The sequence below is a fragment of the Erythrobacter sp. genome (genome assembly GCA_019739335.1).
Taxonomy (GTDB): Bacteria; Pseudomonadota; Alphaproteobacteria; order Sphingomonadales; family Sphingomonadaceae; genus Alteraurantiacibacter.
The window spans coordinates 974,253-997,238 of sequence record CP073261.1 but is presented as its reverse complement, the minus strand read 5'-3'; the positions used below and the strand labels follow the sequence as shown (position 1 = coordinate 997,238).

General features: G+C 62.9%; 22 protein-coding genes. 11 read left to right on the top strand and 11 right to left on the bottom strand.

Going from position 1 to position 22,986, the window contains the following annotated elements; genetic code table 11:
* Window positions 1–58: 58 nt before the first annotated feature.
* Together JY451_04865 and JY451_04860 are read right to left on the bottom strand one after the other, a co-directional pair.
* A complete protein-coding gene (locus JY451_04865; GenBank protein QZH76565.1) occupies window positions 59–457 on the bottom strand; it encodes a winged helix-turn-helix transcriptional regulator in 399 nt (132 codons plus the stop codon).
* Window positions 458–877: 420 nt separating this feature from the next.
* Window positions 878–2,077: an LL-diaminopimelate aminotransferase gene (locus tag JY451_04860; protein ID QZH75916.1), complete on the bottom strand. Its 1,200-nt coding sequence runs from the start codon at window positions 2,075–2,077 to the stop codon at window positions 878–880.
* 134 nt (window positions 2,078–2,211) lie between these two features.
* On the opposite strand from JY451_04860, the gene phaC reads away from it, so the two are divergent.
* The 6 genes from phaC to JY451_04830 all read left to right on the top strand — a co-directional run bounded on the left by phaC (window position 2,212) and on the right by JY451_04830 (window position 8,466).
* The gene (gene phaC, locus JY451_04855; protein ID QZH75915.1) at window positions 2,212–4,086 is read left to right on the top strand and encodes a class I poly(R)-hydroxyalkanoic acid synthase; all 1,875 of its coding nucleotides are present in this window, start codon (window positions 2,212–2,214) and stop codon (window positions 4,084–4,086) included.
* A gap of 137 nt (window positions 4,087–4,223) precedes the next feature.
* On the top strand, window positions 4,224–5,099 hold the full coding sequence (locus JY451_04850; protein QZH75914.1) for a phasin family protein: 876 nt from the start codon (window positions 4,224–4,226) through the stop codon (window positions 5,097–5,099).
* 239 nt (window positions 5,100–5,338) lie between these two features.
* The gene (gene clpS / locus JY451_04845) at window positions 5,339–5,695 is read left to right on the top strand and encodes an ATP-dependent Clp protease adapter ClpS (protein ID QZH76564.1); all 357 of its coding nucleotides are present in this window, start codon (window positions 5,339–5,341) and stop codon (window positions 5,693–5,695) included.
* Between the two features lie 87 nt (window positions 5,696–5,782).
* Window positions 5,783–7,039 (top strand): LptF/LptG family permease, encoded by a 1,257-nt coding sequence (locus tag JY451_04840; GenBank protein QZH75913.1) that lies wholly within the window; start codon window positions 5,783–5,785, stop codon window positions 7,037–7,039.
* Window positions 7,029–8,126, top strand: a complete 1,098-nt coding sequence (lptG, locus tag JY451_04835; GenBank protein ID QZH75912.1) for an LPS export ABC transporter permease LptG — start codon at window positions 7,029–7,031, stop codon at window positions 8,124–8,126. The genes JY451_04840 and lptG overlap by 11 nt, the downstream gene beginning before the upstream one ends.
* Before the next feature lie 82 nt (window positions 8,127–8,208).
* The gene (locus tag JY451_04830) at window positions 8,209–8,466 is read left to right on the top strand and encodes a hypothetical protein (GenBank protein ID QZH75911.1); all 258 of its coding nucleotides are present in this window, start codon (window positions 8,209–8,211) and stop codon (window positions 8,464–8,466) included.
* A 62-nt stretch (window positions 8,467–8,528) separates the two neighbouring features.
* Here the strand turns inward: JY451_04830 and JY451_04825 are convergent, their stop codons facing one another.
* The gene (locus JY451_04825; GenBank protein ID QZH76563.1) at window positions 8,529–9,614 is read right to left on the bottom strand and encodes a fatty acid desaturase; all 1,086 of its coding nucleotides are present in this window, start codon (window positions 9,612–9,614) and stop codon (window positions 8,529–8,531) included.
* Window positions 9,615–9,712: 98 nt separating this feature from the next.
* Between JY451_04825 and JY451_04820 the strand changes: the two genes are divergently transcribed.
* The 3 genes from JY451_04820 to JY451_04810 all read left to right on the top strand — a co-directional run bounded on the left by JY451_04820 (window position 9,713) and on the right by JY451_04810 (window position 12,481).
* Window positions 9,713–10,873: an N-acetyltransferase gene (locus JY451_04820; GenBank protein ID QZH75910.1), complete on the top strand. Its 1,161-nt coding sequence runs from the start codon at window positions 9,713–9,715 to the stop codon at window positions 10,871–10,873.
* A gap of 174 nt (window positions 10,874–11,047) precedes the next feature.
* Window positions 11,048–11,389: a response regulator gene (locus JY451_04815; protein ID QZH76562.1), complete on the top strand. Its 342-nt coding sequence runs from the start codon at window positions 11,048–11,050 to the stop codon at window positions 11,387–11,389.
* Window positions 11,390–11,686: 297 nt separating this feature from the next.
* On the top strand, window positions 11,687–12,481 hold the full coding sequence (locus tag JY451_04810) for a response regulator (protein QZH75909.1): 795 nt from the start codon (window positions 11,687–11,689) through the stop codon (window positions 12,479–12,481).
* On the opposite strand, the gene JY451_04805 is transcribed toward JY451_04810, so the two are convergent.
* From JY451_04805 to JY451_04775, 7 genes are all read right to left on the bottom strand, one after another.
* Window positions 12,474–13,850: an MATE family efflux transporter gene (locus JY451_04805; GenBank protein ID QZH75908.1), complete on the bottom strand. Its 1,377-nt coding sequence runs from the start codon at window positions 13,848–13,850 to the stop codon at window positions 12,474–12,476. The genes JY451_04810 and JY451_04805 overlap by 8 nt on opposite strands.
* Before the next feature lie 53 nt (window positions 13,851–13,903).
* Window positions 13,904–14,905: an alcohol dehydrogenase catalytic domain-containing protein gene (locus JY451_04800; GenBank protein ID QZH75907.1), complete on the bottom strand. Its 1,002-nt coding sequence runs from the start codon at window positions 14,903–14,905 to the stop codon at window positions 13,904–13,906.
* Window positions 14,906–14,909: 4 nt separating this feature from the next.
* Window positions 14,910–16,028, bottom strand: coding sequence for an NAD(P)-dependent alcohol dehydrogenase (locus JY451_04795; GenBank protein ID QZH75906.1), 1,119 nt, complete (start codon window positions 16,026–16,028; stop codon window positions 14,910–14,912).
* Between the two features lie 10 nt (window positions 16,029–16,038).
* Window positions 16,039–16,899 (bottom strand): SDR family oxidoreductase, encoded by an 861-nt coding sequence (locus JY451_04790; protein ID QZH75905.1) that lies wholly within the window; start codon window positions 16,897–16,899, stop codon window positions 16,039–16,041.
* Window positions 16,896–17,438, bottom strand: a complete 543-nt coding sequence (locus JY451_04785) for a 2,4'-dihydroxyacetophenone dioxygenase family protein (protein ID QZH75904.1) — start codon at window positions 17,436–17,438, stop codon at window positions 16,896–16,898. Before JY451_04785 ends, JY451_04790 begins: the two co-directional genes overlap by 4 nt.
* 12 nt (window positions 17,439–17,450) lie before the next feature.
* Window positions 17,451–17,990, bottom strand: coding sequence for a 2,4'-dihydroxyacetophenone dioxygenase family protein (locus JY451_04780; protein QZH75903.1), 540 nt, complete (start codon window positions 17,988–17,990; stop codon window positions 17,451–17,453).
* 73 nt (window positions 17,991–18,063) lie between these two features.
* Window positions 18,064–19,389, bottom strand: coding sequence for an MFS transporter (locus JY451_04775; protein ID QZH75902.1), 1,326 nt, complete (start codon window positions 19,387–19,389; stop codon window positions 18,064–18,066).
* A 121-nt stretch (window positions 19,390–19,510) separates the two neighbouring features.
* Here JY451_04775 and JY451_04770 point away from each other — a divergent pair, with 121 nt between their 5' ends.
* Window positions 19,511–20,269 carry a class II aldolase/adducin family protein gene (locus tag JY451_04770; protein QZH75901.1) on the top strand — a complete coding sequence of 253 codons (759 nt, stop codon included), beginning with the start codon at window positions 19,511–19,513 and terminating at the stop codon, window positions 20,267–20,269.
* 10 nt (window positions 20,270–20,279) lie between these two features.
* Window positions 20,280–20,840: a (2Fe-2S)-binding protein gene (locus tag JY451_04765; GenBank protein QZH75900.1), complete on the top strand. Its 561-nt coding sequence runs from the start codon at window positions 20,280–20,282 to the stop codon at window positions 20,838–20,840.
* Here the strand turns inward: JY451_04765 and JY451_04760 are convergent, their stop codons facing one another.
* Window positions 20,841–22,979 carry a TonB-dependent siderophore receptor gene (locus JY451_04760; GenBank protein ID QZH75899.1) on the bottom strand — a complete coding sequence of 713 codons (2,139 nt, stop codon included), beginning with the start codon at window positions 22,977–22,979 and terminating at the stop codon, window positions 20,841–20,843.
* Window positions 22,980–22,986 lie beyond the last annotated feature (7 nt).

Below are 22,986 nucleotides of genomic sequence, written 5' to 3'. Positions count from 1 at the left end.
CCCCAGATTGATTTTGTCCGGCAGCCTAACCGTCATCGCCACGGCGCGCCAGTCCCAATCAGGCAGAAGGCTCCTTCAGCCAACCGAGATCGTGCAGATAGGCATCCAGCGCGTCGGCTGCGGGCGGCTCCTTTGCGAGCATGAATTGTTCGGGTTGGGTGAGCCGGTAACCGCCCTCGGTGGCGGTGGCGACCAGCCCCTCGCAGCCCGCCCCGGCCAGCTTGGAGCGCAGGCGGGAGACGTGGACTTCGACGCTGTTGGTTTCCGGCTCGTGATTGATCCGCCACACGTCCTGCAGCAATTGCCGCCGCGTTACCCGCTCCCCCGGCGTGTCCGCCAGCCGCCAGATCAGCCCGAATTCGCGCGGATGCAGGCCGAGCCAGCGCGACCCGCGGCGGGCATCGCGGTGGAACAGGTCAAGCGTCAGCGGGCCGAGGCTGCGCCAGCGCGGCAACATGCCGAACATGTCGCTCACCCGTCGGGCGCGGGCCTGCAACTCGAACAGGTCGGTGGCGGCGGGGAGCGCCTCGGCGCAGCCCATCATCAGCAGGCTTGCGCGCTCCTCCGCCACTTCCACCCCCAACAGGATCAGCCGCCAGGCGGGGCGGTCAGCCTCGGCCAGTGCGATTCGTTGCGACGCGGAGAGCAGGCGGGTATCGCAAACGAGGACATGCCGGCACTCGGCGCGACAGCCGTCCTCGCCGTGGCACAGGTGCCAGCCGTGCTGGCGCAGGTCCGAGCGCGGTGGCGGCTCGCGTGTGTCAGCAATCCAGCCGAAAAATGCCAATCCGCCGCTCCGTAAACCCCGTTCGCGGCAAATCAGCCGTTCCGGGCCTTGTGCGCAAGTGCGTATTGATCCGCTTTGGTGATACCCGTGTTACGCGCCCGGCGTGTTGATGCCCTTGCTTTGCAGATAGCGCTTCACATTGCGCGCCGCCTGCCGCAGCCGCTGTTCGTTCTCTACCATCGCGATGCGGACATAGCCTTCGCCGTCCTCGCCATAGCCGACGCCGGGGGCCACGGCGACTTCGGCCTCGGTCAGCAACTGCTTGGAGAACTCCAAGCTGCCGAGATGTTTGAGCGCAGGTGGCAGCGGCGCCCAGGCGAACATACTGGCGGGAGGGGCAAGAATGTCCCACCCGGCGCGGGCGAAGGATTCAACCATCACGTCGCGCCGCTTGTGATACATCAGCCGGTTGCTTTCGACATAATCCTGCGGCCCGTTCAGCGCCGCGCAGGCAGCAGCCTGGATGGGGGTGAAAGCGCCGTAATCGATATAGCTCTTCACCCGCGTCATCGCCGAAATCAGGGTGCGATTACCCACGGCGAAGCCCATCCGCCAGCCGGCCATGCCAAAGGTCTTGGACAGGCTGGTGAATTCCACCGCCACTTCTTTCGCCCCCTTCGCTTGCAGGATCGAAGGCGTTGGCTTGCCGTCGTAATACAATTCCGAATAGGCGAGATCGGACAGCACCCAGATCTTGTGGAAGCGCGCCCAGTCCACCAGCCGCTCGTAGAAGGCCAGATCGACCGTTTCGGCGGTGGGATTGGATGGATAGTTCACCACCAGGATCGTCGGGCGAGGCACGGTGAAGGTCATCGCCTGTTCCAGGGCGCGCCAGTAATCCTCGTTCGGCGTGGTGGGGACGGAGCGGATCGAGGCCCCGGCAATGATGAAGCCAAAGGTGTGGATCGGGTAGCTGGGATTGGGCGCAAGGATGGTATCCCCTGGCGCAGTGATCGCGGTGGCGAGGCTGGCTAGCCCTTCCTTCGAGCCGAGAGTGACGATCACTTCGCCTTCCGGATCGAGATCTACGTTGAACCGCCGCGCGTAATAGTCGGCCTGGGCCTTGCGCAGGCCTGGAATGCCTTTGGATTGGGAATAGCCGTGCGCATCGGGCTTGCGCGCCACTTCGCACAGTTTGTCGATCACGTGCTGCGGCGGCGGCTGGTCGGGATTGCCCATGCCCAGATCGATGATATCGCGCCCTTCCGCTCGCGCAGCCGCTCGCATCGCATTGACTTCGGCGATGACATAGGGCGGCAGGCGCTTGATGCGGTAGAAATCGGTTTCCATGTTATCCTTCTATAGGGAAGCGACTTGGGTCGCGCGCTCAATGACGCAATCTTGCGCGGGGTGCAACGCGCAGTATCGAATGATTGCGCGCAATGTGCCTCCCAATCGATGTCAGGTGCGCTATAGCGAGGGTGATGGCCAAGAATGACCCCAGCGGGCGCGATGCCGCCGACGTGTTCACCGAAATGCTCCGGATCCAGGGCGAAGCCGCGCGGCAGATGATGGCCACCTTCGCTCCGCAAGCGACCAGCCCGGTTCCCGAACCCAGCGCCATCGACGCGATGGGCTCGGCGATGCTGGAATTCCAGCGCACCTGGTTGCAATTCGCCCTGCCCGAAGAACAGCGCCCCGCGCCGCTGCTCGCAGATCCGTCCAGCTGGATGGAGGCGATGCAGCATTGGACCAAGTCCATGCCGATGCTGGATCCCTCGGCGCAACAGCAGCTGTGGGCGGACGGATTTGCGCTGTGGCAGGACGTGCTCGCGCAATATGCCCCCGATTCAGCTGATGGCGAAAGCCCCGCCGATCCGCAGTTGCCGCGCCGGGACCGCCGCTTTTCCGACAAGAAATGGCGCGAACAGCCGGTGTTCGCGCTGATCCACCAGACCTACCTGCTGTTCGCTGAACGGCTGAGCCAGAGTGTCGACACCGCCGACGGCCTTTCCGAGGAGGATCGCAAGAACCTCCGCTTCGCCACCCAGAACGTGCTCGACGCGATGAGCCCGGCCAATTTCCCGCTGATGAACCCGGTGGTGCTCGAACGGACGATGGAAACCGGCGGCGAAAACCTGCTACGCGGTTTGGAGCGCTTGACCGCCGATCTGGAAAAGGGCCAGCTGACCCACACCGATACCAGCAAGTTCACCGTCGGCGAAAACATCGCCGCCACACCGGGCAAGGTGATTTACGAGACCGAGCTGTTCCAGCTGATCCAGTATTCGCCCACCACCGAAACGGTGCTCGCCACCCCGCTGCTGATTTTCCCGCCGTGGATCAACCGCTTCTACATTCTCGATCTGAATGCCAAGAAGAGCTTCGTCAAATGGGCCGTCAATCAGGGGCTGACAGTGGTGATGACCAGCTGGCGCAGCGCCGACGAGAGCCTCGCGCATATCGACTGGGACGACTACTTTCTCGCCCAGATGGAAGCGATCGACGTGGTGCGCGAGCGGCTGGACGTGCCTTCCGTCCACACCATCGGCTACTGCGTCGCCGGGACCACGCTGGCGGGCACGCTGGCCGTGCTGGCGCGGCGCGGGCAGGCGGGCAAGGTCGCCAGCGCCACCTTCTTCACCGCGCAGGTCGATTTCACCCACGCGGGGGATCTTGCGCTGTTCGTCGATGACGGGAAGCTGGAATTCATCCGCCAGGCGAGCAAGGGCGGCTATCTTGATGGGCGCTATCTTGCCGCCACGTTCAACATGCTGCGCGGATCGGACCTGATCTGGAACTACGTGGTCAACCACTACCTGCTGGGGGAGGACTACCCGGCCTTCGACCTGCTGTTCTGGAACGGCGATGTCACCAACCTGCCCGCCAAGTGGCACGCGGCCTACTTGCGCGATCTCTACCGAGAGAACCTGCTGGTGCAGCCCGATGCGCTGGGGGTGGCGGGCACGCCGATCGACCTGAAGCTGGTGGAAACCCCTTGCTATGTGCAGGCCGGGCGCGAGGATCACATCGCCCCGCCGCAAAGCGTGTGGAAGATCACCGAGTACTTCACCGGGCCATTGCGCTTTGTGCTCGCCGGAAGCGGCCATATCGCGGGGGTGGTCAATCCGCCCGATGCGGGGAAATACCAGTACTGGACCAACGAGACGGCGTGCGAAACGCTTGAGCAGTTTGTCGAAGGCGCGACTGAGCATCCGGGAAGCTGGTGGCCGGACTGGCTTGGTTGGTTGGAAAGTCTCGACGCCACTCGGGTGAAGGCGAACGGCAGGCGCAAGCCGGGGAGCAAGGCGAATCCGGCAATCGAGGACGCTCCTGGGCGCTATGTCACAATGCGGTAATCTTCGTAAGCCGCAGTATTTGCGCGGAATATCGAAAATGGTGCACTGCACAAAAACCTTGACTTCGCACCTGCACAAGCCTAAATGGTGCAGTGCAACAAGAGGCCGCAGAATTGCGACCTGAGAAGCGAGGAATTATGGCCCAGTCCGAAACTGCCAAGCCTGATGCCAGCGCCGAGAAGGCTTACGCTGAAGCTGCGGCTGAAGCGAAGCCTGCCAAGGCCAAGCCGCTGGTCGAATCGTTGAAGGCCGACACGACGGAGAACACCGCCGCCGAGGTCGAGCCGACGCCAGCTCCGGTGTCCGCTGACGAGAAGCCGGCTGCCAGCCCCCCGGTAGAAAAGGTCGCAGCGAAGGCAACTTCCGCCAAGCCCTCCCCGGCGAAGAAGGCCGTAGCCAAGAAGGCTCCGGCCAAGAAGGCACCGCTCGCCAAGGCTGCTGCTCCCAAGCCCGCCGCCAAGAAGATTGCCAAGAAAATTGTCGCCAAACCTGCCGCCAAGCCCGTGAAGCCGGCCCCGGTGGCGAAAACCAAACCCTCTGTTACCCAGCTCAAGGAAAAGATCATGGCCGCCAAGACCCCCGATTACACCAATGTCCTCACCGCCACCATGACCGACGCGGTCAAGGAAATGCAGGAGCGCACGCAGACTGCTTTTGAAAAGAGCACCTCGGCGATGACCGAAGCGACCGAGTTCGCCAAGGGCAATGTCGAAGCCGTGGTCGAAAGCGGCAAGATCTTTGCCGAAAGCGTGCAGACGATGGGCAAGTCCTACGCCGACGAAGCCAAGAGCGTCTACGAAACCGCCACTGCCGACATCAAGGAAATGGCTTCGATCAAGAGCCCGACCGAGCTGTTCCAGCTGCAGGGCAAGATCATGCGCCGCAACTTCGATGCGCTGATGGCGATGACCTCGATGGGCACCGATGCCACGATGAAGCTGGCTAACGACGTGATGGCGCCGATTTCGGGCCGCGTGAACCTCGCCGCCGAGAAGCTCTCGAAGGTCGCGTAACTGCCGACAATTCCGGGCCGCCACTTCTCCTCTCCCTCGGCGGCCGGGACGACGGGCCGGGCAGCGCAAGCTGTCCGGCCTGTTTCGTATGTGGCCTCGAAATGGCCCAAAGCCCCGCTTCAAGCCGCGGGCGTTTTGCCCTATGCGCAATCCACCTCTTGCAGCTTTCCTGTCCGATACGATATTTGCTCCTCACCATGACCATCTACTCCACTCCCGATTCCGCCCAGCATTGGGCCGTGACCGCCGCTGATGACGGCGAGGGGAGCGGTACGGGCGATGACGATGAGGGAGGCGGTCAAGGTCAGGTCGGCACCGCCACCAAGACCCGCGCCAAGCCGAAGAAGCCCAGCCAGTACAAGGTGCTGATGCTGAACGACGACTACACCCCGATGGAATTCGTCGTACTGGTGCTGAAGCGCTATTTTCGCATGGATCTGGAACAGGCCACGCGGGTAATGCTCCACGTCCACCAGCGCGGCGTCGGCGTTTGCGGGATTTTCCCCTACGAAGTGGCCGAAACCAAGGTGAACCAGGTGATGGACTTCGCCCGCGAACACCAGCACCCGCTGCAATGCACGCTGGAAAAGGCGTGAGGGCCGACAAAACGATACAAAGGCGGGACTACCCCGCTGCACAATTGCCGCTAAGGGTAACTGACCAGCACCAACGAAACGCCGCCCTTGTCCCGCTTCATCACCGCCACTGATCGCTACATCTTCCGGCTCGTGCTCGTGCCGATGATCGGCATTTTCGTGCTCGCGGCCAGCCTGCTGCTGCTGGAAAAGATGCTCCGGCTGTTCGAATTCGTCAGCACCGAAGGCGGGCCCATCGGCATCGTGTTCGAGATGCTGCTGAATGTCATTCCCGAATATGCCGGGCTGGCGATCCCCCTGGGGCTGATGCTCGGGATCCTGTTCGCTTTCCGCAAGCTGGCGACATCGAGCGAGCTGGACATCATGCGCGCGGTTGGCTGGTCCTACACCCGGTTGCTGCGGGTGCCCTATATGATGACCGTGGTGCTGATGGCGGTGAATTTCGCCATTGTCGGCTATATCCAGCCGCAGTCGCGTTTCGCCTATGAGGAAATGGAATTCGAGCTGCAATCGGGCGCGCTGGGCGCTTCGATCAAGGTGGGCGAGTTCAATGTGATCCAGGACCGGATGGCACTGCGGATCGAAGGCAGCCGGGATGACGGCCGCCAGCTTGACGGGATTTTCGCCCGCTTCGCCGATGACGAGGGGCAGGTGCTTTCGATCACTGCGCGGGAAGGGCGGTTCCTCGCCAACCGGGAGGATCGCAACACCATCATCCTGCGGCTGGCCGACGGGACCATCGTCCACGAAGTGGCGAACGGTACTCCGCGCGTACTCAGTTTCAGCCAGCACGACCTGCCGATCGACCTGCCCGCGCTGGAGGAATTCCGCGCGCGCGGGGAGGACGAGCGCGAATTCGTGCTGCCCGAACTGCTCGAGATCGGCTGGAACCCGGACAGCACCGCAGAAGAGCGCGCGGGGAGCCTCGCCAATTTCAATTACCGCATGGTCGAAGTCGTGATGATGATCATGTTGCCGATGCTGGCAGTAGCACTGGCGATTCCGCCCAAGCGCTCGACATCGGCGCTGGGGGTGTTCCTTTCCATCGTCATTGTCGTCGCCTATCACAAGATCAACCAGTACGGATCGGAAGTGGCGGCGCTGGGCCAGCTCGATCCGTTTCTGGCGCTGTGGGGGCCTTTTGCAATTCTCGCCGCGCTGATCGCCTGGATGTACTATCAGGTCGCCTTTGTGCCCGGCGGGCAGGCAATCGGCTTCCTCGAAGCCTTCTATGCCAGGATCGGCCGTGCGGTAAGTCGTCTGTTCGGGCGCAAGCGTCTCAAGGGGCTGGTGCCCGAGACCGAGTTCGGTGTCGACGAGGAGGCAGTGCCCGGTGCTGCTTGACTTCTTCCCCTCGCGCCGCCTGACGATTTATCTCGCCAAGATGTTCGCGCTGCGGATTGTGGCGGTGCTGCTGATGCTGGTGCTGGTGCTGCTGATGCTCGACCTGCTCGGCAGGACGGGCGATATCCTTGCGGTGGAAGGCAATGGCGAAGCCCAATTGTGGCAATATGCCTCGCTCCGCCTGCCGCAGCTGATCGCCCGGTTCCTGCCCTATTCGGTGCTGCTGGCGACGATCATCACCCTTGCGGGACTGAACCAGAATTCGGAAGTGATTGCGATGAAGGCAGCGGGGCTGTCCGCGCACCAGATCCTCGCTCCGCTGTTGTTGATGGGGCTGGTGGTCTCGGCGATTTCCTTCGCGTTCAACGAGCGGGTGGTGACTCGCGCCAGCGCGACGCTGAAGGCGTGGGAAGCGGTGGACTATGCGGCGGTGCCCGAAGACCCGACAACGCGCGGAAATGTCTATTTCGCCGATGGCCGCAACATCCTCATGGCCGACACTGCTACCGGCACCGGCGAGGACACGGTGTTTCGCGAAGTCACTTTCTACGAACGCGATGCGACCGGGATGATCGTGCGACAAGTCTCCGCCGACAGCGCCAGCTATGCCGCGCCGGGGTGGCGGATGACCGATGCGACCGCCTTCACGGTGGCCAGCGCGCAGTCTGCCACGATCACCGAGCTGGTAGTCGCGCCGGGAGTGGAGCTGGGGCAGGTGGAACTGGGCCGGGTCGATCCCGATGCCGAGACCTTGCCGCAGCTCACCCGCAGTATCGAGGCATTACAATCGGCCGGGCGGCGCACCAGCGAGCTCGAAGCGAAATGGTGGCACAAGTTTTCCGGGCCACTCTCGGCACTGCTGATGCCCTTGCTGGGTGCGGTCGCGGGCTTTGGGCTGGCGCGATCGGGCAACCTGTTCATCCGCGCGGTAATCGGCATGGCGCTGGGCTTCGCCTATTTCGTGGTCGATAATGCCGCGCTGGCGATGGGCAGCTTCGGCGGTTACCCGCCGTTGATCGCCGCCTGGGCTCCATTCTTCCTGTTCCTGTTCGTGGGAGAGACGGTTCTGGTGCGAACCGAGGAGTAACCTCACTTCGGCATCTATTCGCGCCTCGCGAATCATCGTATCGCCGCCTCGGGTCGATTTTCGAGGTGAGGAGAATGAGTCGATGAGGAAATTTGCTTTTGCCGCCATGTCCGCAGCTGCACTGCTGGCACTTGCTGGCTGCTCTGAAGAGGCTGCTACCGAAGAGGCTGCGCCTGATGCTGCTGTGGCTGAGGAAGCTGCCGAACCTGCTGCCGACGACGCTGCGGCCGCCGAAAAGCCCGCCGCAGACGCCGCCCCCGCAGAAGGCGAAGCCGCAGCCGAAAAGCCGGATGCTCCGGCGCCCGCACCTGCCGGCGAAGCGGTTGACAAGGCCGAATAGACTTTCGGTTCGATTTCCGGGAATTGGGGGCCTCTGCCAGTGCAGGGGCCCCTTTTTTGTGGCTAGGCGCGCCGTCCCATCGTGCTGCGGGCGATACGGCCGACCAGCGGCCACATGCCGGGATGGCTGGCCTCGTCAAAGGTTGAACACTCGCCCAGATGCGCAGAAATGCGCCGGTGCGCCTCGTGAAGCGAGTGATAGGGCACCGATGGAATCAGATGATGCAGCGCGTGGTAACGCAGGCCCACCGGCGCCCAGAACCCCGCCACCAAACGTGGTACATTGACACTGTCAAGATACTGCGCGGTCACCGTCATCGCCTCGCCGTCGTTCTCCCACAGGTGCGCCACCAGCGTGCGCAACTGGTTGAACACTGCCACGGCGGCGGCCACGGCCAGTGCCACCAGCAGCGGCTTCCAGCCCAGCCAGAACGGGGTGGACATCACGAACAGCGCCCAGACACTCGCACCGACCTGCTGGAACAGGAACCAGCGGCGCTCCTTCTCGCCCGCGGGTTTGCGGCGAAACACGGGGTTGATCGACAGCGAGGACAGGCGCTCCCAGGCAAGGCGGCGGAGCGGCGGGAAAATCGCGCCCAATGGCGCGAGCACGCCCCAGCGGATCAGCAACGCGGGCGGGGCGAGTGCGGCGATCAGGACGAACAACGGCAAGCTCCACGGCTTCATCAGCGCCAGCGGCATGTATTCCGGGTCTTCGACGGTGCCGTACTTGGTCCGGGCGTGATGCAGCGTGTGGACGCCTTCATACATCAGACTAGGCGTGAGCATGGGAATGCCGACCAAGAGATTCCACGCGGTGCGGAAGCCGGGGAGGGCATCGCGGTGCAGGTGGCTGATTTCATGGATGAACAGCAAGGCGCGATAAAGAGCAAACACCGCCACCAGCGCGCTGGCCAGCGCCAGCCATAGCGGTTCGAACAGGATTGCGCCCGCGAGCGCGGCATAGCCAACCAGGGCGCTGAGCAGCATATCCGGCCAGTAAATGTCCGCCCGCGCCTCCCCGATGTCGCGCGTCAGTTCCACGGCCGCACGCAGCATAGCCTTGTCGTCCGGAATCTGCGCGTGCACGCGCCGCCGTTCGGCCGACGGGCCGATGGCAGCAGCTTCAGGAAATGGTGTCGCATCCATCGCGAAAATACTCTCGAACAATCTTGTCGGCGGGTGTGCTTGACATGACGCCCAAAGCACAAGCAGTGCTTCTGCCACATGAACAAAAGGCAGGATTTGTGGCAGGTCAAATAGAGATTGCGCCGGTTTCGGGCAAGGGCGACCTCAGTGCATTTATCGATTGCGCTTATCGACTGAACGCCAATGATCCCAACTGGGTGCCGCCGTTGCGCGCCGATATGGTCGAACTGCTGACCCCTGGCCGCAACCCTTTCCACGAACATGCAAGGGTGCAATTGTTCCTCGCTCGCCAAGCTGGCGAGGTGGTGGGGCGGATTTCCGCGCACATCGACGAACTCGCACTCGCCCAGCCGCCCGAGCAGGGCTTCGGGCCGGGCACCGGCAACTGGGGGTTGATGGAAGCGACCGATAAGGAGGTAATGGCGGCCCTGATCGCGCGCGCGGAAGAATGGCTGCGCGAGCAGGGCATGACCCGTGTGCTCGCGCCGATCAGCCTCTCGATGTGGGAGGAACCCGGCCTACTGGTGCAGGGCCACGATCATCCGCCGATGCTGATGATGGGGCATCACAACGCCGCTTACGAAGGCTGGATCGAGGCGCAGGGCTATGCCACCGCCAAGCGGCTGTTCACCTACGATCTGACCCATGTGCGCGACGGCTTCCCCGAACTGGTGAACCGCATCGTTGCTTCGGGCGAACGCAGCAGCCGGATCATGGTGCGCAAGGTGGACAAGAGCCGCTTCGACGAAGACGCGGCGATCTGCATCGAAATCCTCAACGCGGCATGGTCGAAGAACTGGGGCTTCGTGCCGTTTACGCAGACCGAGATCGCATATGGTGCAAAGAAGTTGAAGCCACTGATCCAGGAAGGCGCGAACATGATCGCCTATGTCGATGGCGAACCCGCTGCCTTCATGCTCGCCTGGCCGGATATCAACCTGAAGACGAAGGACTACGGCGGCAGGCTGTTCCCGTTCAACTGGGCGAAGCTGCTGTGGTGGTTGCGCAAGCCGCATTCGGAAAACTGGCGGGTGCCGCTGATGGGGGTGATCCCGAAATATCAGAACTCGCGGATGGCCAGCCAGCTGGCCTTCATGATGATCGAATATATCCGCCGCCATACTGTTGGCGAACACGGCGCGCAGCGCGCCGAGGTTGGGTGGATTCTGGAGGATAACCAAGGGATGGTAGCGATCGCCGATGCGATCCAATCCAAGGTCAATCGGGAATACCGGATCTACGTCAAGGAGCTGGCTTGAGCCGGGAACTTGCTGGCGACAGGCAGCGTTGTGGCGCATGATACGGCGTTCGTATCCGGAGGGCTTTTCTTGAAACCGAATGACACATCGAAGAAAGTTGCTCCGGACAAGAAAGCCGCCAGGCGCCAGCCGCTTGGACGCGTAATCCTGGTGGAAGACGATCCGGTGCTGGCGATGACGCTGGAGGATGCCTTCCTGCGTGCCGACACTGGCGAAGTGGTGATCTGCCAGACGATGCAGGCGACGATGGAAGCGCTCGAAAAGGGGCGTCCCGATGCGATCGTGCTCGACGTACACCTGGCCGACCGGGACGATGGGTGGGCGATTGCCGAACTGGTAACGATGCTGGGTACCAATCCGCCACGGATCGCTTTCTCGACCGGATCCCCACAGGACATCCCGTCCGAAATCGCCGAAATGGGGCCGGTCTTCGAAAAGCCCTATGATCCCGAACTGCTGGTTGCGGAACTTACCGCAGGTCGCAAACGCGGCCTGTTCGCCCGGCTGCTGGGCTGAGCGACACCCTCAAATGCAAGGCAGTTGCGATGTAAGGTCGGCGTGGAATCCCGTACGCCCGAAAAAAAGGCCTCCGCTTGATCAGCGGAGGCCTTGGGATCGTATCACCAGCCGTTTGGACGGGAGGGGGGGTACCGGCGGTGATATAATGATAATGACCGGTCCCCGGATGGGTTCCCGCCAATCTTTGCATTCTGCAAATTTTTTCCTTCCGGATCCTTTTTGCTTAAGTTGGAACCGACCGCGCGCAGAGGCGTTCAATGCCCACATGCATTCCGGGAAGGGTACAGGAATTCTATGACTATCGGAGCCGAAGTCGCGGCACATCTGCCATTTCTGCGTCGCTACGCGCGCGCGCTTACAGGTTCGCAGGCGACAGGTGACGCCTTTGTCCATGCCACACTCGAAGCCGCACTGGCGGATGATAGTCTGGCGGATTCGCTGCGTGGCGGGCGGGTTCCGCTCTATCGGGCGTTCAGCAAGGTATGGTCCAGCGCCTATCTCGAAGTGGCCGATCGGGGCGTAGCTGCGAGTATGCATGAAGAGGCGGCACAGGATCAGCTCAAGCGGATCACTCCCACCAACCGCCAGGCGCTGCTTCTGACGACGGTGGAAGATTTCACCACAGCGGATGCTGCGCGGATCATGGAATTGAGCGAAGACGATGTCGAAAGCCTCGTTCGTGAAGCGGTAGCTGAAATCGAACGCGAAACCGCAACCAGCGTCCTGATCATCGAAGACGAACCGCTGATTTCAATGCAGCTCGAAGATCTCGTCCGTTCGCTCGGTCACGAAATTTGCGGCACGGCCGCCACCCGCACGCAAGCGCGCGAGGTGGTGGAGGGCAATCGTCCTGGCCTGGTGCTGGCTGACATCCAGTTGGCAGACGGTTCTTCGGGGCTGGACGCGGTCGACGACATCCTCGAAATTACCAGTGTGCCGGTTATCTTCATCACCGCCTACCCGGAACGCCTGCTAACGGGCGACCGGCCTGAACCGACGTACCTGATTACCAAGCCGTTTCAGGAAGACACCGTTCGCGCGGCCATCAGCCAGGCGCTGTTCTTCGGATCGAGCCGCCCGCTCAGCTAGGGGCTTTCCACAGCACCCACCAGGCAATTGCCGCCGCCGCCAGCCCGCCAAGCAGGTTGGCGGCAAGTTCGGCAATGTAGATCGCCTGCGTCCCTAGGGTAGCGCGGGCAAGCCACGCAATCGGCACCATCACCAGCAGCACGCGGGTGAGCGACAGCGCGAGTGCATTCGTCGCCTTGTCGATCGCATTGAGTGCGCCGTTGACCACGATCAGCACGCCGAATCCGGCATATCCCCAGACCGAAATCGCAAGATAGGCTCCGGTAGCGGCCAACACCTCGGGATCGTCGCTGAACAGGGCGGCGAACCAGTCGCGCGCAAAATAGAGCACCAGCGCCGATCCCAGTCCGTATGCAAGGCAGAACAGCCCTGCCTGTACCAGCGCCTTGCGCGCCCGGTCGAATTCGCGTGCGCCCCAGTTCTGGCCGACAATCGCGCCGATCGACCCTGACAATGCCAGCAACGGCACTATGGCGAAACTTTGCAGTCGCCCGCCTGCACCGAAGCCCGCCACCGCTGCTTGTCCCTCCACAGCGAGAAGCGCGGTGAGCACCGCAAGACCGGCCGGGTTGATCGAATTGGTGAAGGCGGCGGGCCCGGCAACGCGCGAAATCGCGGCGACCTGCTTCTTCCAGTTGCAATTGCGCATCGCCGACGGACGAAACGGCAGGTCGTGCTTGCCCAGCAGCCAGAATGCGACCCCGATGGCTGCCAGCCACCCGCCAAGCGTGGCGTAGGCTGCGCCCGCCACGCCGTATCCTTCCATGCCGAAAGCACCGGTGATGAGCAGCGGATCGAGCACCCAGTTGGCGGCGGAGTAGACCAGCAGCACCAGTGTATTGCTCTTCGCCGCCCCTTGCCCGCGCAGCACGCCGTTCATCCCCATCATCGCCATCATCAGCGGAAAGCCGATTGCAAAGGGTGCCATGTACGAATCGATCAGCGGCAGGATTGCGGCATCGGCTTGCATCAGCCGGAACAGCGGCAGGCGCATCGCGAACAGCAGCACGCCCAGCACCACGCCTGCGGCCAGTCCCAGCACCATGCCCAGGTTGGCGCGGGCCAGCGCGCGATCGTGATCGCCTTCGCCCAGCGCGCGGCTGACCACCGAGTTGATACCCACCATCACCCCGACTCCGAGGCTTTGCAGAGCAGTGATGACAGGGAAGATAAAACTCATCGCCGCCAGCTCGGCGCCGCCAAGCTGACCGACGAAGTAGGCGTCGATCACGCCCACCGACATGATCGCGGCGACCCCGACGATAGCGGGCGTCGTCTGCCGCACCAGATGCCCGGCAATAGAGCCGCGTATCAGTCTGGCCCGGCTGGTATCCGGAATGGAAGTCTCTGCGGTGGATGCTTCGGCCATTGGCCCCCTTGGTGGACGACCCCGGATTGTCGCAAGCCGGCTCTAGAGCCCGGTCAGGGAGCGATCAACACCTTGCACTGCGCGGTGCGGCGCTTGAGGCTCTCGAAGATATCGGGCGTGCTGGCGAGGCTGATGGTGTCTGTCACCATCAGTCGCGGTACCAGTGCTCCCGCTTCGAGAGCGGCGAGCGACGTTTCGTATTCAGGCACGGTGAAGAAGGCGCTGGTGACCAGCCGCACTTCTTTGCTCAACATCGCGAAGCTGTTGAATGTATCGGGCTGGGTGCACAGGCCCAGCAGCAGGATGGTGCCGCGCGCTTTCACCTGCTGGACGGCCTGCGCGATGAGGCCGGGTATCCCGACGCATTCGAACACAATGTCAGCCTTGCCGCCCAACGCACGTTCGGCACTGCCGACCGGGTCTGCCGGATCGACCACGAAGGCGTCTGCGCCCATCTCCAGCGCGCGCTCCTGCTGGAACGGGGCGATGTCCTGGATTGCGACCCGGCTCGCACCCATGCGTTTGGCCCAGAAGGCGACGGCCAACCCGATCGGCCCGGCACCGAGCACCAGCACCTTGTCTCCCGCTCGCAGGCCCGAAAGGTTGATCCCGTGCAGCGCCACCGCCAGCGGCTCGATCAGCGCTCCATCCGCAAGGCTGAGGCCTGACGGCAGCGGCACGCACTGGTTGGGACGGGTGACGGCATATTCGGCATAGCCGCCGCCTTGCAGGCCAAACTGGCTACACCACTGCACTTCGCCCTTGCGGCAATGTTCGCATTGCCCGCAGCTCTTGAGCGGGATAACCGAAACGAGATCGCCGACCTTGGGGCCTTCGGTGTCCTTTCCCAGCGCCACCACTTCGCCTGCGAATTCGTGGCCGAGAATATCGCCCTGCTGGCAGCCGTATGCCGCGTCTTCGGACATGTGCAGGTCGCTGCCGCAAATGCCGCAGCGGCCTACTTTCACCACCAGTTCGCCCTTGCCCGGTGTGGGATCGGGCAGTGTTTCGAGCATCAGCGGCTGGTGCAGGCCTTGGAAGACTACCGCTTTCATCGGCCTACTCTGCCGAGATCCGCAGCACCGGCTTCACCACAAGCCCTGCTTCGCTCGCTTCGATGGCTTCGTTGATCTGCGCAAAATCGAAATGCTCGATCAGCCGGTCGAAGGGGAAATTGCCCGCAAGGTGATGGTCGAGCAGTTCGAGCAGGAACGGCGCGCCGTTGGAATTGCCGCCGAGGATCCCCATCACCGTGCGCCCGCCGCCCATGAAGGCAGCCTCGTTGAAAGTGAGGTTATCCGCCGGATCGCTCGCGCCGACGATGCCGCAGATGCCCTTGGGCGCTAGCAGGTTCCAGCCATCCTCGATGACCTTGTTGATCCCTGTGGTGTCGAAAGCATAGCCCAGGCCATGCGGACACAACTCGCGGATTTTCGCCGGGGCATCGTCCTTCGCGTTGAAGGCGTGGGTCGCGCCCAGTTCCTTTGCCAGTTCGAGCCGGGCATCGTTCACGTCCACCGCGATGATCGGGTTCGCACCGGCAATCTTGGCCGCCATGATCGCCGCCATGCCAACGGTGCCGGTGCCGAACACCGCAATCGGCATTCCCTCTCGCACTTCCATCGCATTCAGCACCGCGCCCGCGCCGGTCATCAGGCCGCAGCCGATGGGCGCGATCATGTCGAGCGATATGGAATCGAACCGCGAGGGCAGGGCCACGGTGTTGTTCTGGTGCGCGATGGCATGGGTGGCAAAGGCCGACTGGCCGAAGAAATTGGCCGCCATCGGCTCGCCGTTGTGGCGCATGCACGGCGTGCCGTCGGCGCGGGTGCCGGACCAGTTGTTGGGGAAGAAATTGTAGCAATAGGTCGGCGCGTCGATTTCGCAGCTGGGGCAGGAACCGCAGCTGTTGAAGCTCATGACGACCCGGTCGCCCGGCTTGGCAGCAGTCACCGCGTTGCCTACCGCCTCGACAATGCCCGCGCCTTCGTGGCCCAGCACCGCCGGGAGCGGAACGGGCAATTGCGCGTCGCGCACCGCCAGATCGGTGTGGCAGATGCCGCAGGCAATCACGCGGACGAGAATTTCATCCGGCGCCAGATCGGCCAGTTCGACCGGTTCGATAGAGAAGGGGTGATCATGGCCGCGGCAGATGGCGGCGTTTGCGGTGGTGGTCATGGTATGGTCCTCAATCAATCGGTTTCACGGTGCCCAGTTGCATCCCGCCATCGATCATCACATGCGCGCCGGTCATGTAGCTTCCCGCATCCGAAGCCAGCAGCAAAGCCAGCGGCTTGATCTGGTAGGTCTCGGCCATGCGGCCCACCGGCACCATCTTGTCCCACGCAGCCTTGGCGACCGGGTTCTTCTTCACCCAGCCATCGCCGATATTGGTGACGAACGGCCCCGGCGCGATGGCGTTGACGCGGATGCCGTAGGCAGCCAGTTCGTAGGCGGCGTGGCGCATGAAGTGCTTCACCCCCGCCTTGGCCGCCATGTAGGGCACGCCGACAATCGCCTCGTTCACTTCCGCCGCGTTGGAACTGGTAATAACGATCGAGCCGCCCCTGCGCCCCGAACCATTGCGTTCATTGGCCTTCATGACCCGCGCCGCTTCGCGCACGGTGTGGAAGCAGCCGGTGAGGTTGATGCCGATGCTTTTGTACCAGCGGTCCGGATCGTAAACGTCGATCTGGCCATCGGGATTGCGCTTGTCGTCGGGCGACCAGAAGCCATTGCCCACGTCCAGGCCGGCATTGGCGAAGACGATATCGCAGCCGCCATAGGCCGCGACATGGTTGTCGAACGCGCGGGCGACCTGCGCGAGTTCGTATACGTCGCAGGTGTCGAACCGCGCCTCGAAGCCCTCGTGGCTCAGCCGCATCGCCTCCCGCGCAGCGCCTTCGGCATCGACATCGGTCAGCGTGACCTTTGCCCCCGCTTCGACCATCACTTCGGCATACGCAAGCCCGATGCCGCTCGCCGCGCCGGTAACCAGCGCCGAGCGGCCGCGAATGTCGAACTGGTCGAGAGTGCGCGGTTCACTCACAGATAGAGCTGCCGGTTGATCTCCAGACCGTGCTCGCGGCAGTAGCTTTCGTAGTGGTTGATGAACCACCACACGTCGAGCGTTTCGACGTGGTTACCTTCGTCGTCGTAGAACTCGTTCGCGCCCTGCATCCAGAAGAACGCCTTCATCCCGTCCGGCTCGTCGGTCACCAGCGTGTGCGCGTGGCCGGGGAATTCGGTGATGAAGTCGCCGGGGCGGCAGACCCAGTCGTATTCGAGATAGCGGAACGAGCCTTCGAGCCCGATCGCCCAGACCATCCCGCGATGCTTGTGCGTGCCGATCACCCCCGCGCTCTTGATCCACAGGACGTTGGCATAGACATTGTTGCGCACATCGAAAGCGAGGTGCCGGATTGCGGCATTGTCGCCGAACGGCACCCACGGGCTTTCATCCTCGTCGGTGCCCACATAGCTGCCGGGGCGGACATACTGGTCGATCACGTGCTTGTAGGTCTCGGGCACGGCAACGATCTTGAACGCGCCCGCTTCGGCAGCGGTCTTGGCGCCGAGTTTGCTCATGGTTGCGCCCCCTCAGAGATACAGCTTCGGATTGATCGGCAGGCCGTTCTCGCGGCAATATTCCTCGTAGTGGTTCATGAACCAGAACACGTCGGTGGTTTCGACGAACTTGCCGTCGCCGTCGAAGAAGTCGATCGGCCCCTGCATCCAGCCGAACAGCTTCACGCCGTCGGGGTGCTCGGTCACCAGCGTGTGGCTTTCGCCGGGGGTCTCGAGGATCACCCCGAACGGCGTCGCCACCCAGTCATATTCGAGATAGCGCACCGATCCTTCGAGGCAGACCATCATGATCGTGCCGCGATGGAAGTGCGTGCCGATGGTGCCGGGGCCTTTGACCCACAGGATGTTCGAGAACAGGTTCTGCCGCACGTCAAAGGCGATGTGCTTGATCGCGGCGTTGTCACCGAAGGGGATCCATGGGCTTTCCTCGTCGCTCGGCGTGTCGATGTAGCGGCCGCCGGGCGACGTGCGCGCCACCAGATCGGCATAGGGATACTTGATATCGACGATTTCCTTCTTGTCCGAAGGCGGGGCTTTCATCTGCGTGGCCATATTCTCTCTCCTGTTGTTCCGGTCCCGGCGTGGCGGGACTCGCGTTGCGGCTATCCTATCCTAACATTCGTTATCATGCGAGTTCCGCCGTCAGCCCCTTGCGCCGTAGCGCGGCGGGTGCGGTTTCCCTGAGGCCCATGGCGACGAAGCCCGAGACAACCGAGAGGCCCATCAGCACATAAAGGAAGGTATCGGGGCCGATGGCATCGTTGAGTGCCCCCGCGATCGGCGGGCCGAACACACCGCCCAGGACCTCGCAAGAGCCCATCGCCAGCCCCAGCACCGTGGCATGGTGGATCGGGCGGAAGCTCTCCGAAGGGATTGTCGCCATGAAGATCGGGAAAGTGCCGTTCACCATCCAGCCGATGAAGAAGATCGGGATCAGCACCGTGGCATAGCTCGACAGGCCGAACGCGCCGGTGCCGGTGAAATCGGCGGGATCGAGCAGCAGCACTCCCAGCGGCCCGACCAGCGCGAGGAACGGCAGCACCACCATCACCGGCTTGCGCCCGATCTTGTCCGACAGGCCGGACACGACGAAGCTGTAGATCGCCGCCGCAATGCCGAGCGAGCCGACCAGCCAGCTCATCGAGGTCGCATCCATCCCGCGCGTCTGGACGAGGAAATTGGGCATGAAGGCCCAGGTGATCACGAAATGTGCCACCATCAGCACGCCGACGACCACGCAGATCCACATGTTGCGGACCTTCAGCGCCTCCAGGAAGCCGATGGACGCATCGTGACTGCCTTCGGGCTTTTTCGCGGGGACGGGTTCCTTGAGCAGGAACCAGATAAGCGCCGCGCTGACGAGGCCGGGCACGGCAGCCAGGTAGAATGCTTCGCGCCAGCTGTACTGCGTCGCAAACCACACCAGCACCACCGGGGCCAGGAAGCTGCCGAGCAGGTTGGAACCGAGGTTCTGGGCGACGCCCTGCGCCAGCCCGCGTCGCTCGGGGTTCACTTCGCTCGCCACCATCGCGTGGCTGATCGGCATCACCCCGCCTTCCGCCGCGCCCATCAGCAGCCGCGCCGCGAACAGGAACAGGAAGGTGGTGGCAAGGCCCGAAAGGAACGAGCACAGCGAAAAGGCTATTGTCGCCAGAACCAGCAGGATCTTGCGCTTGCCCATGCTGTCCGACAGCCGTCCGACGAAGAACGCAGCAATCGCCCAGCTGAAAGACAGGCCCCCCGCCAGCAGCCCGATCTGGGTCCCGGTCAGCGCCAGATCCTGCTGCACGCCTACCGGAATCAGCACGTTCAGCGCCTGCCGGTCGAAGAACACGATCCCGAAATTGAGGCTGAGCAGGAAGACCAGAAGTGTCTGGTATCCGGCCGAATTGGTCAGCCAGTTGCCTTGCGCAGTCTCATGCCCCTGCGAATGCGCCGGATGCGTTGCCATATCGATTCTGTCCCTCTCCCCGGAACCCGGTCATCCGCCGGATTTTCGCAAGGCTTGCCAAGCACTGTGACAAAGTCAATCTGCGCGTGTTAGGAGAGACGCGCAGAAAGGAACGCAGAAAATGGCGACCCAGTTACGGCAGAAACCGGAATGCAGCCCCGAGGAATGGCAGGCGCGGCTCGATCTTGCGGCCGCCTATCGCATTTTCGCGCATCTGGGCTGGTGCGAAAGCATCTACAACCACATCACCCTGCGGGTGCCGGGCACGGACAATCATTTCCTGATCAATCCCTATGGGCTGCTGTGGGAGGAAGTCACCGCTTCCAACCTCATCACCATCGATGGGGAAGGGAACAAGGTTTCGGACAGCCCGCATCCGGTGAACCTTGCCGGGTTCACCCAGCATTCGGTGTTCCACCGCAATCTCCCCCACGCCCACGCCATCGTCCACACCCACACGCCTGACACTATGGCGGTCTGCTCCACTGAGGGTGGCTTGCAGGCGAGCAATTTCTATTCGTGCTTCTTTGCAGGAGCGATCGGATACCACGATTTCGAAGGCATCACCGTGCGCAGCGAGGAAGGCGAGCGGCTGGTGCGCAATGCAGGCAATCACCAGATCCTGCTGCTCAAGAACCACGGCCCGGTGGTGATGGGCCGCACGATCCATGAAATGTTCCTGCTCTACTACATGCTCCAGCGCGCCTGCGAGGTGCAGGTGAAGACCGCCAGCCTCGGCGCGCCCATCGTCGTTCCGCCGGAAGTGATCGAACAGCACCAGCGCGACCGCGACAAACAGTTGACCGACAGCTTCGGCAAGCTGGACTTCGAGGCCTGGACCCGCAAGATAGACGCTATAGACCCCAGCTGGCGCAACTGACGGATCCAATATGCCCGCAATGACGGTGAACGAGCGGCCGGTGTTCTTCGAGATGGATCCGGAAACCCCGCTGCTCCATGCGCTGCGCGATGCGGCGAACCTGACCGGCACCAAATATGGCTGCGGGCAAGGCGATTGCGGTGCGTGCATGGTGCTGGTCGATGGCGAGGCACTGCGGAGCTGCCTCGTCACCATTGCCGAGGCCGAGGGACGATTCATCACCACCATCGAAGGCCTGAGCCGCGACCGTTCGCATCCGGTGCAGCAGGCGCTGGTGGCCGAGCAGGCGATCCAGTGCGGCTTCTGCACACCGGGCATCGCCATTGCCGGAGCCGCACTGCTGCGCCGCAATCCCGATCCCACGCCTGAGGACATTCGCGAGGCGATCCCGAACCTGTGCCGCTGCGGGGTCTATCCCCGGCTGATCGCCGCGATCCAGCGTGCGGGGCGAGTGACGCGCCGCAGTGAAACCATCAGCGCCGCGCCTGCACCGGGTATCGACCCGGCCGACGCGGCGCGCGCAGTGCCCGCGATGGGGGGAGGGGAATCTCGCGAGCCTGCGGAAGAGTAATCAGAACCGCAAACGCGCCCCCACGGTTGCATTGAGCGGTACACCCGGCTGGATATTGTTGTCCCCATGCGCGGCGGCGTAATAGTTTTCGTCGAACAGGTTTTCGACGTTCAGTTGTAACGAAAGGTTATCGGTCGCCTCGAAGAACAGCGCCGCATCGACACGGGTATGCGCTGGCAGCACGACATTGTTGCTGTTGCTAGCAAACTGGTCCGACACATGCGTCACCCCGCCGCCGATCCCGATCCGGTCGGTCACGTCGTAACGAGCCCAGGCGGTCACCTGGTGCTCGGGCACCTGTTGCAGCACCGTGCCGAGGTTTGCCGGGTTGGCATCGTCGGTGATCTTGCCGTCGAGATAGGTATAGCCAAGGCTCAGCGAGAGGCCCGTCACCGGCTCGCCCACGAGGCCCAGTTCCAAACCTTCGACCCGGCTTTCGCCTTCGAGAGTGGTCAGCCCCGTCCCCGGCTCCACTGCCGGAGTGTTCGAACGCGTGAGGCGGAACAGTGCCGCGGTCAGCAGCAGGTTACGGTGCGGCGCGTATTTCAAGCCGAGCTCGATATTCTCGAACAACTCCGGCTCCAGCCCTTCCTGCGACTGGCTGAGAACGACGAACTGGTCTCCGGCGGAAGGCAGGAAACTTTCGGCGTAGCTGGCATAGATCGAGAGGTTGTCCTGCGGCTTGACGATCACCCCGAAGCGCGGCGATACCCGCTCGTCCACCCGTGCGCCGTCGAACCCTGTCGCCAGATCGGTGCTGGTCAGATCGAAGCGATCGTAGCGTAAACCCGCCACCAGTTGGACAATCCCGATATCGAGCTGTTCCTGCGCATAGGCGGAGAAGGTGGTCAGTTCCGAGGTGCTGGCACGCTGCGGGACGAGCGCGAAGGCAGGAACCGCGATCACGTCCTCCAATGCCACGGTGACATTGCTGCTGGTTCCACTGTTGAAGCGCGCCTGATTGCGGACCGAATCGGTATCCGAACTGGTAAATTCCGCGCCCAGCAGCAGCGTGTGGCCGAGCGATCCGGTCTCGAATTGGCCTACCAGGTTGACCTGCCCGATCAGGTTCCGTCGGTCGGTCCCGCTGTCGTAACCGGACAGGCGGACGGTGGTCGCAGTGGCGCTGTCGGGAACAATGTTGGCATAGAACTTGTCGTAATCGGCAAATTGCACCGCGGCATTCACGCTCCATGCGTCGCTGAAGCGATGGTCCAGACGGGCGCGAGCAATATGCGCTTCGACGGTGCCGTAGTTGTAGTCGCGATCGCCGAAGAAGGTTTCGTCGAAGCCTTCGAGCGGCAGGCCGTTGAGGCTGGGTACGCCGCGATCGACAGTGCGCGCATCGTCGTCGTAGGTGTAGCTGGCGGTCAGCGTGGTGTCCGGACCAAGCCGCGCGGAAAGCGTCGGCGAAATGCCGATGAAGCGGCCTTCATAGAAATCGCGGTGGCTGGCGAACTCCTCGTACGTCGTGTTCAGCCGGAAGGCGAGGGATTCGCTGGCGGGCAGGTTCAGATCGGCGCTGAGGGCGAAAGCGCCGAAGGTATCGACCTGCGCGGCCAGACCGTATTCGGTCATGGCGAACCCGGCCGCCTTGCTCACCCGGTTGATCGCGCCGCCGCCAGCGCCGCGCCCGAAGATCAGCGCGTTGGCTCCCTTCAGAACTTCGATCCTTTCGATGTTGTAGAGCGAGCGGTAATATTGCGCATCGTCGCGCAGACCGTCGAGGTAGAAGTCCGCAGTGGTTTCCTGACCGCGAATGAACACTTCGTCTCGGTGGCCCTCGCCGGTTTCCAGCGACACGCCAGGTACGTAGCGCAGCGCATCGTTGAGCGTAGTGACTCCCTGGTCTTCCATCTGGTCGGCAGTGATCACCGTCATCGCCTGCGGCACATCGATGATCGGCGTCGGCGTGCGGGTGGCGGTGCTGCCGTCTTCCCCGGCGTAACCATCGAGCGCGCCGGTCACCACAATATCTTCGGGCAGGTAGACGCGCTGAGGAGTGTCCTCGGCATGGGCGACAACCGGAAGGCTGACAGCACCGGTCAGGAGGGCGAGGCGGATGGCTGCTGTACGAATGGTAAATTCCCTCAGGTTCGTTTTGTGAGTCGCTATTGCGAGTAATTTGCAAGGCTGCATTTATTGC

Bases quoted from the DNA above. Each gene is read 5' to 3' on its own strand.
- JY451_04775 (QZH75902.1), bottom strand. From the start codon at position 19,389: ATGGCAACGCATCCGGCGCATTCGCAGGGGCATGAGACTGCGCAAGGC.
- JY451_04795 (QZH75906.1), bottom strand. From the start codon at position 16,028: ATGACCACCACCGCAAACGCCGCCATCTGCCGCGGCCATGATCACCCC.
- JY451_04805 (QZH75908.1), bottom strand. From the start codon at position 13,850: ATGGCCGAAGCATCCACCGCAGAGACTTCCATTCCGGATACCAGCCGG.
- JY451_04850 (QZH75914.1), top strand. From the start codon at position 4,224: ATGGCCCAGTCCGAAACTGCCAAGCCTGATGCCAGCGCCGAGAAGGCT.
- phaC (QZH75915.1), top strand. From the start codon at position 2,212: ATGGCCAAGAATGACCCCAGCGGGCGCGATGCCGCCGACGTGTTCACC.
- JY451_04815 (QZH76562.1), top strand. From the start codon at position 11,048: ATGACGCTGGAGGATGCCTTCCTGCGTGCCGACACTGGCGAAGTGGTG.
- JY451_04825 (QZH76563.1), bottom strand. From the start codon at position 9,614: ATGGATGCGACACCATTTCCTGAAGCTGCTGCCATCGGCCCGTCGGCC.
- JY451_04765 (QZH75900.1), top strand. From the start codon at position 20,280: ATGCCCGCAATGACGGTGAACGAGCGGCCGGTGTTCTTCGAGATGGAT.
- JY451_04830 (QZH75911.1), top strand. From the start codon at position 8,209: ATGAGGAAATTTGCTTTTGCCGCCATGTCCGCAGCTGCACTGCTGGCA.
- JY451_04770 (QZH75901.1), top strand. From the start codon at position 19,511: ATGGCGACCCAGTTACGGCAGAAACCGGAATGCAGCCCCGAGGAATGG.
- JY451_04810 (QZH75909.1), top strand. From the start codon at position 11,687: ATGACTATCGGAGCCGAAGTCGCGGCACATCTGCCATTTCTGCGTCGC.
- JY451_04780 (QZH75903.1), bottom strand. From the start codon at position 17,990: ATGGCCACGCAGATGAAAGCCCCGCCTTCGGACAAGAAGGAAATCGTC.
- JY451_04865 (QZH76565.1), bottom strand. From the start codon at position 457: ATGTTGCCGCGCTGGCGCAGCCTCGGCCCGCTGACGCTTGACCTGTTC.
- JY451_04760 (QZH75899.1), bottom strand. From the start codon at position 22,979: ATGCAGCCTTGCAAATTACTCGCAATAGCGACTCACAAAACGAACCTG.
- JY451_04800 (QZH75907.1), bottom strand. From the start codon at position 14,905: ATGAAAGCGGTAGTCTTCCAAGGCCTGCACCAGCCGCTGATGCTCGAA.
- JY451_04785 (QZH75904.1), bottom strand. From the start codon at position 17,438: ATGAGCAAACTCGGCGCCAAGACCGCTGCCGAAGCGGGCGCGTTCAAG.
- JY451_04860 (QZH75916.1), bottom strand. From the start codon at position 2,077: ATGGAAACCGATTTCTACCGCATCAAGCGCCTGCCGCCCTATGTCATC.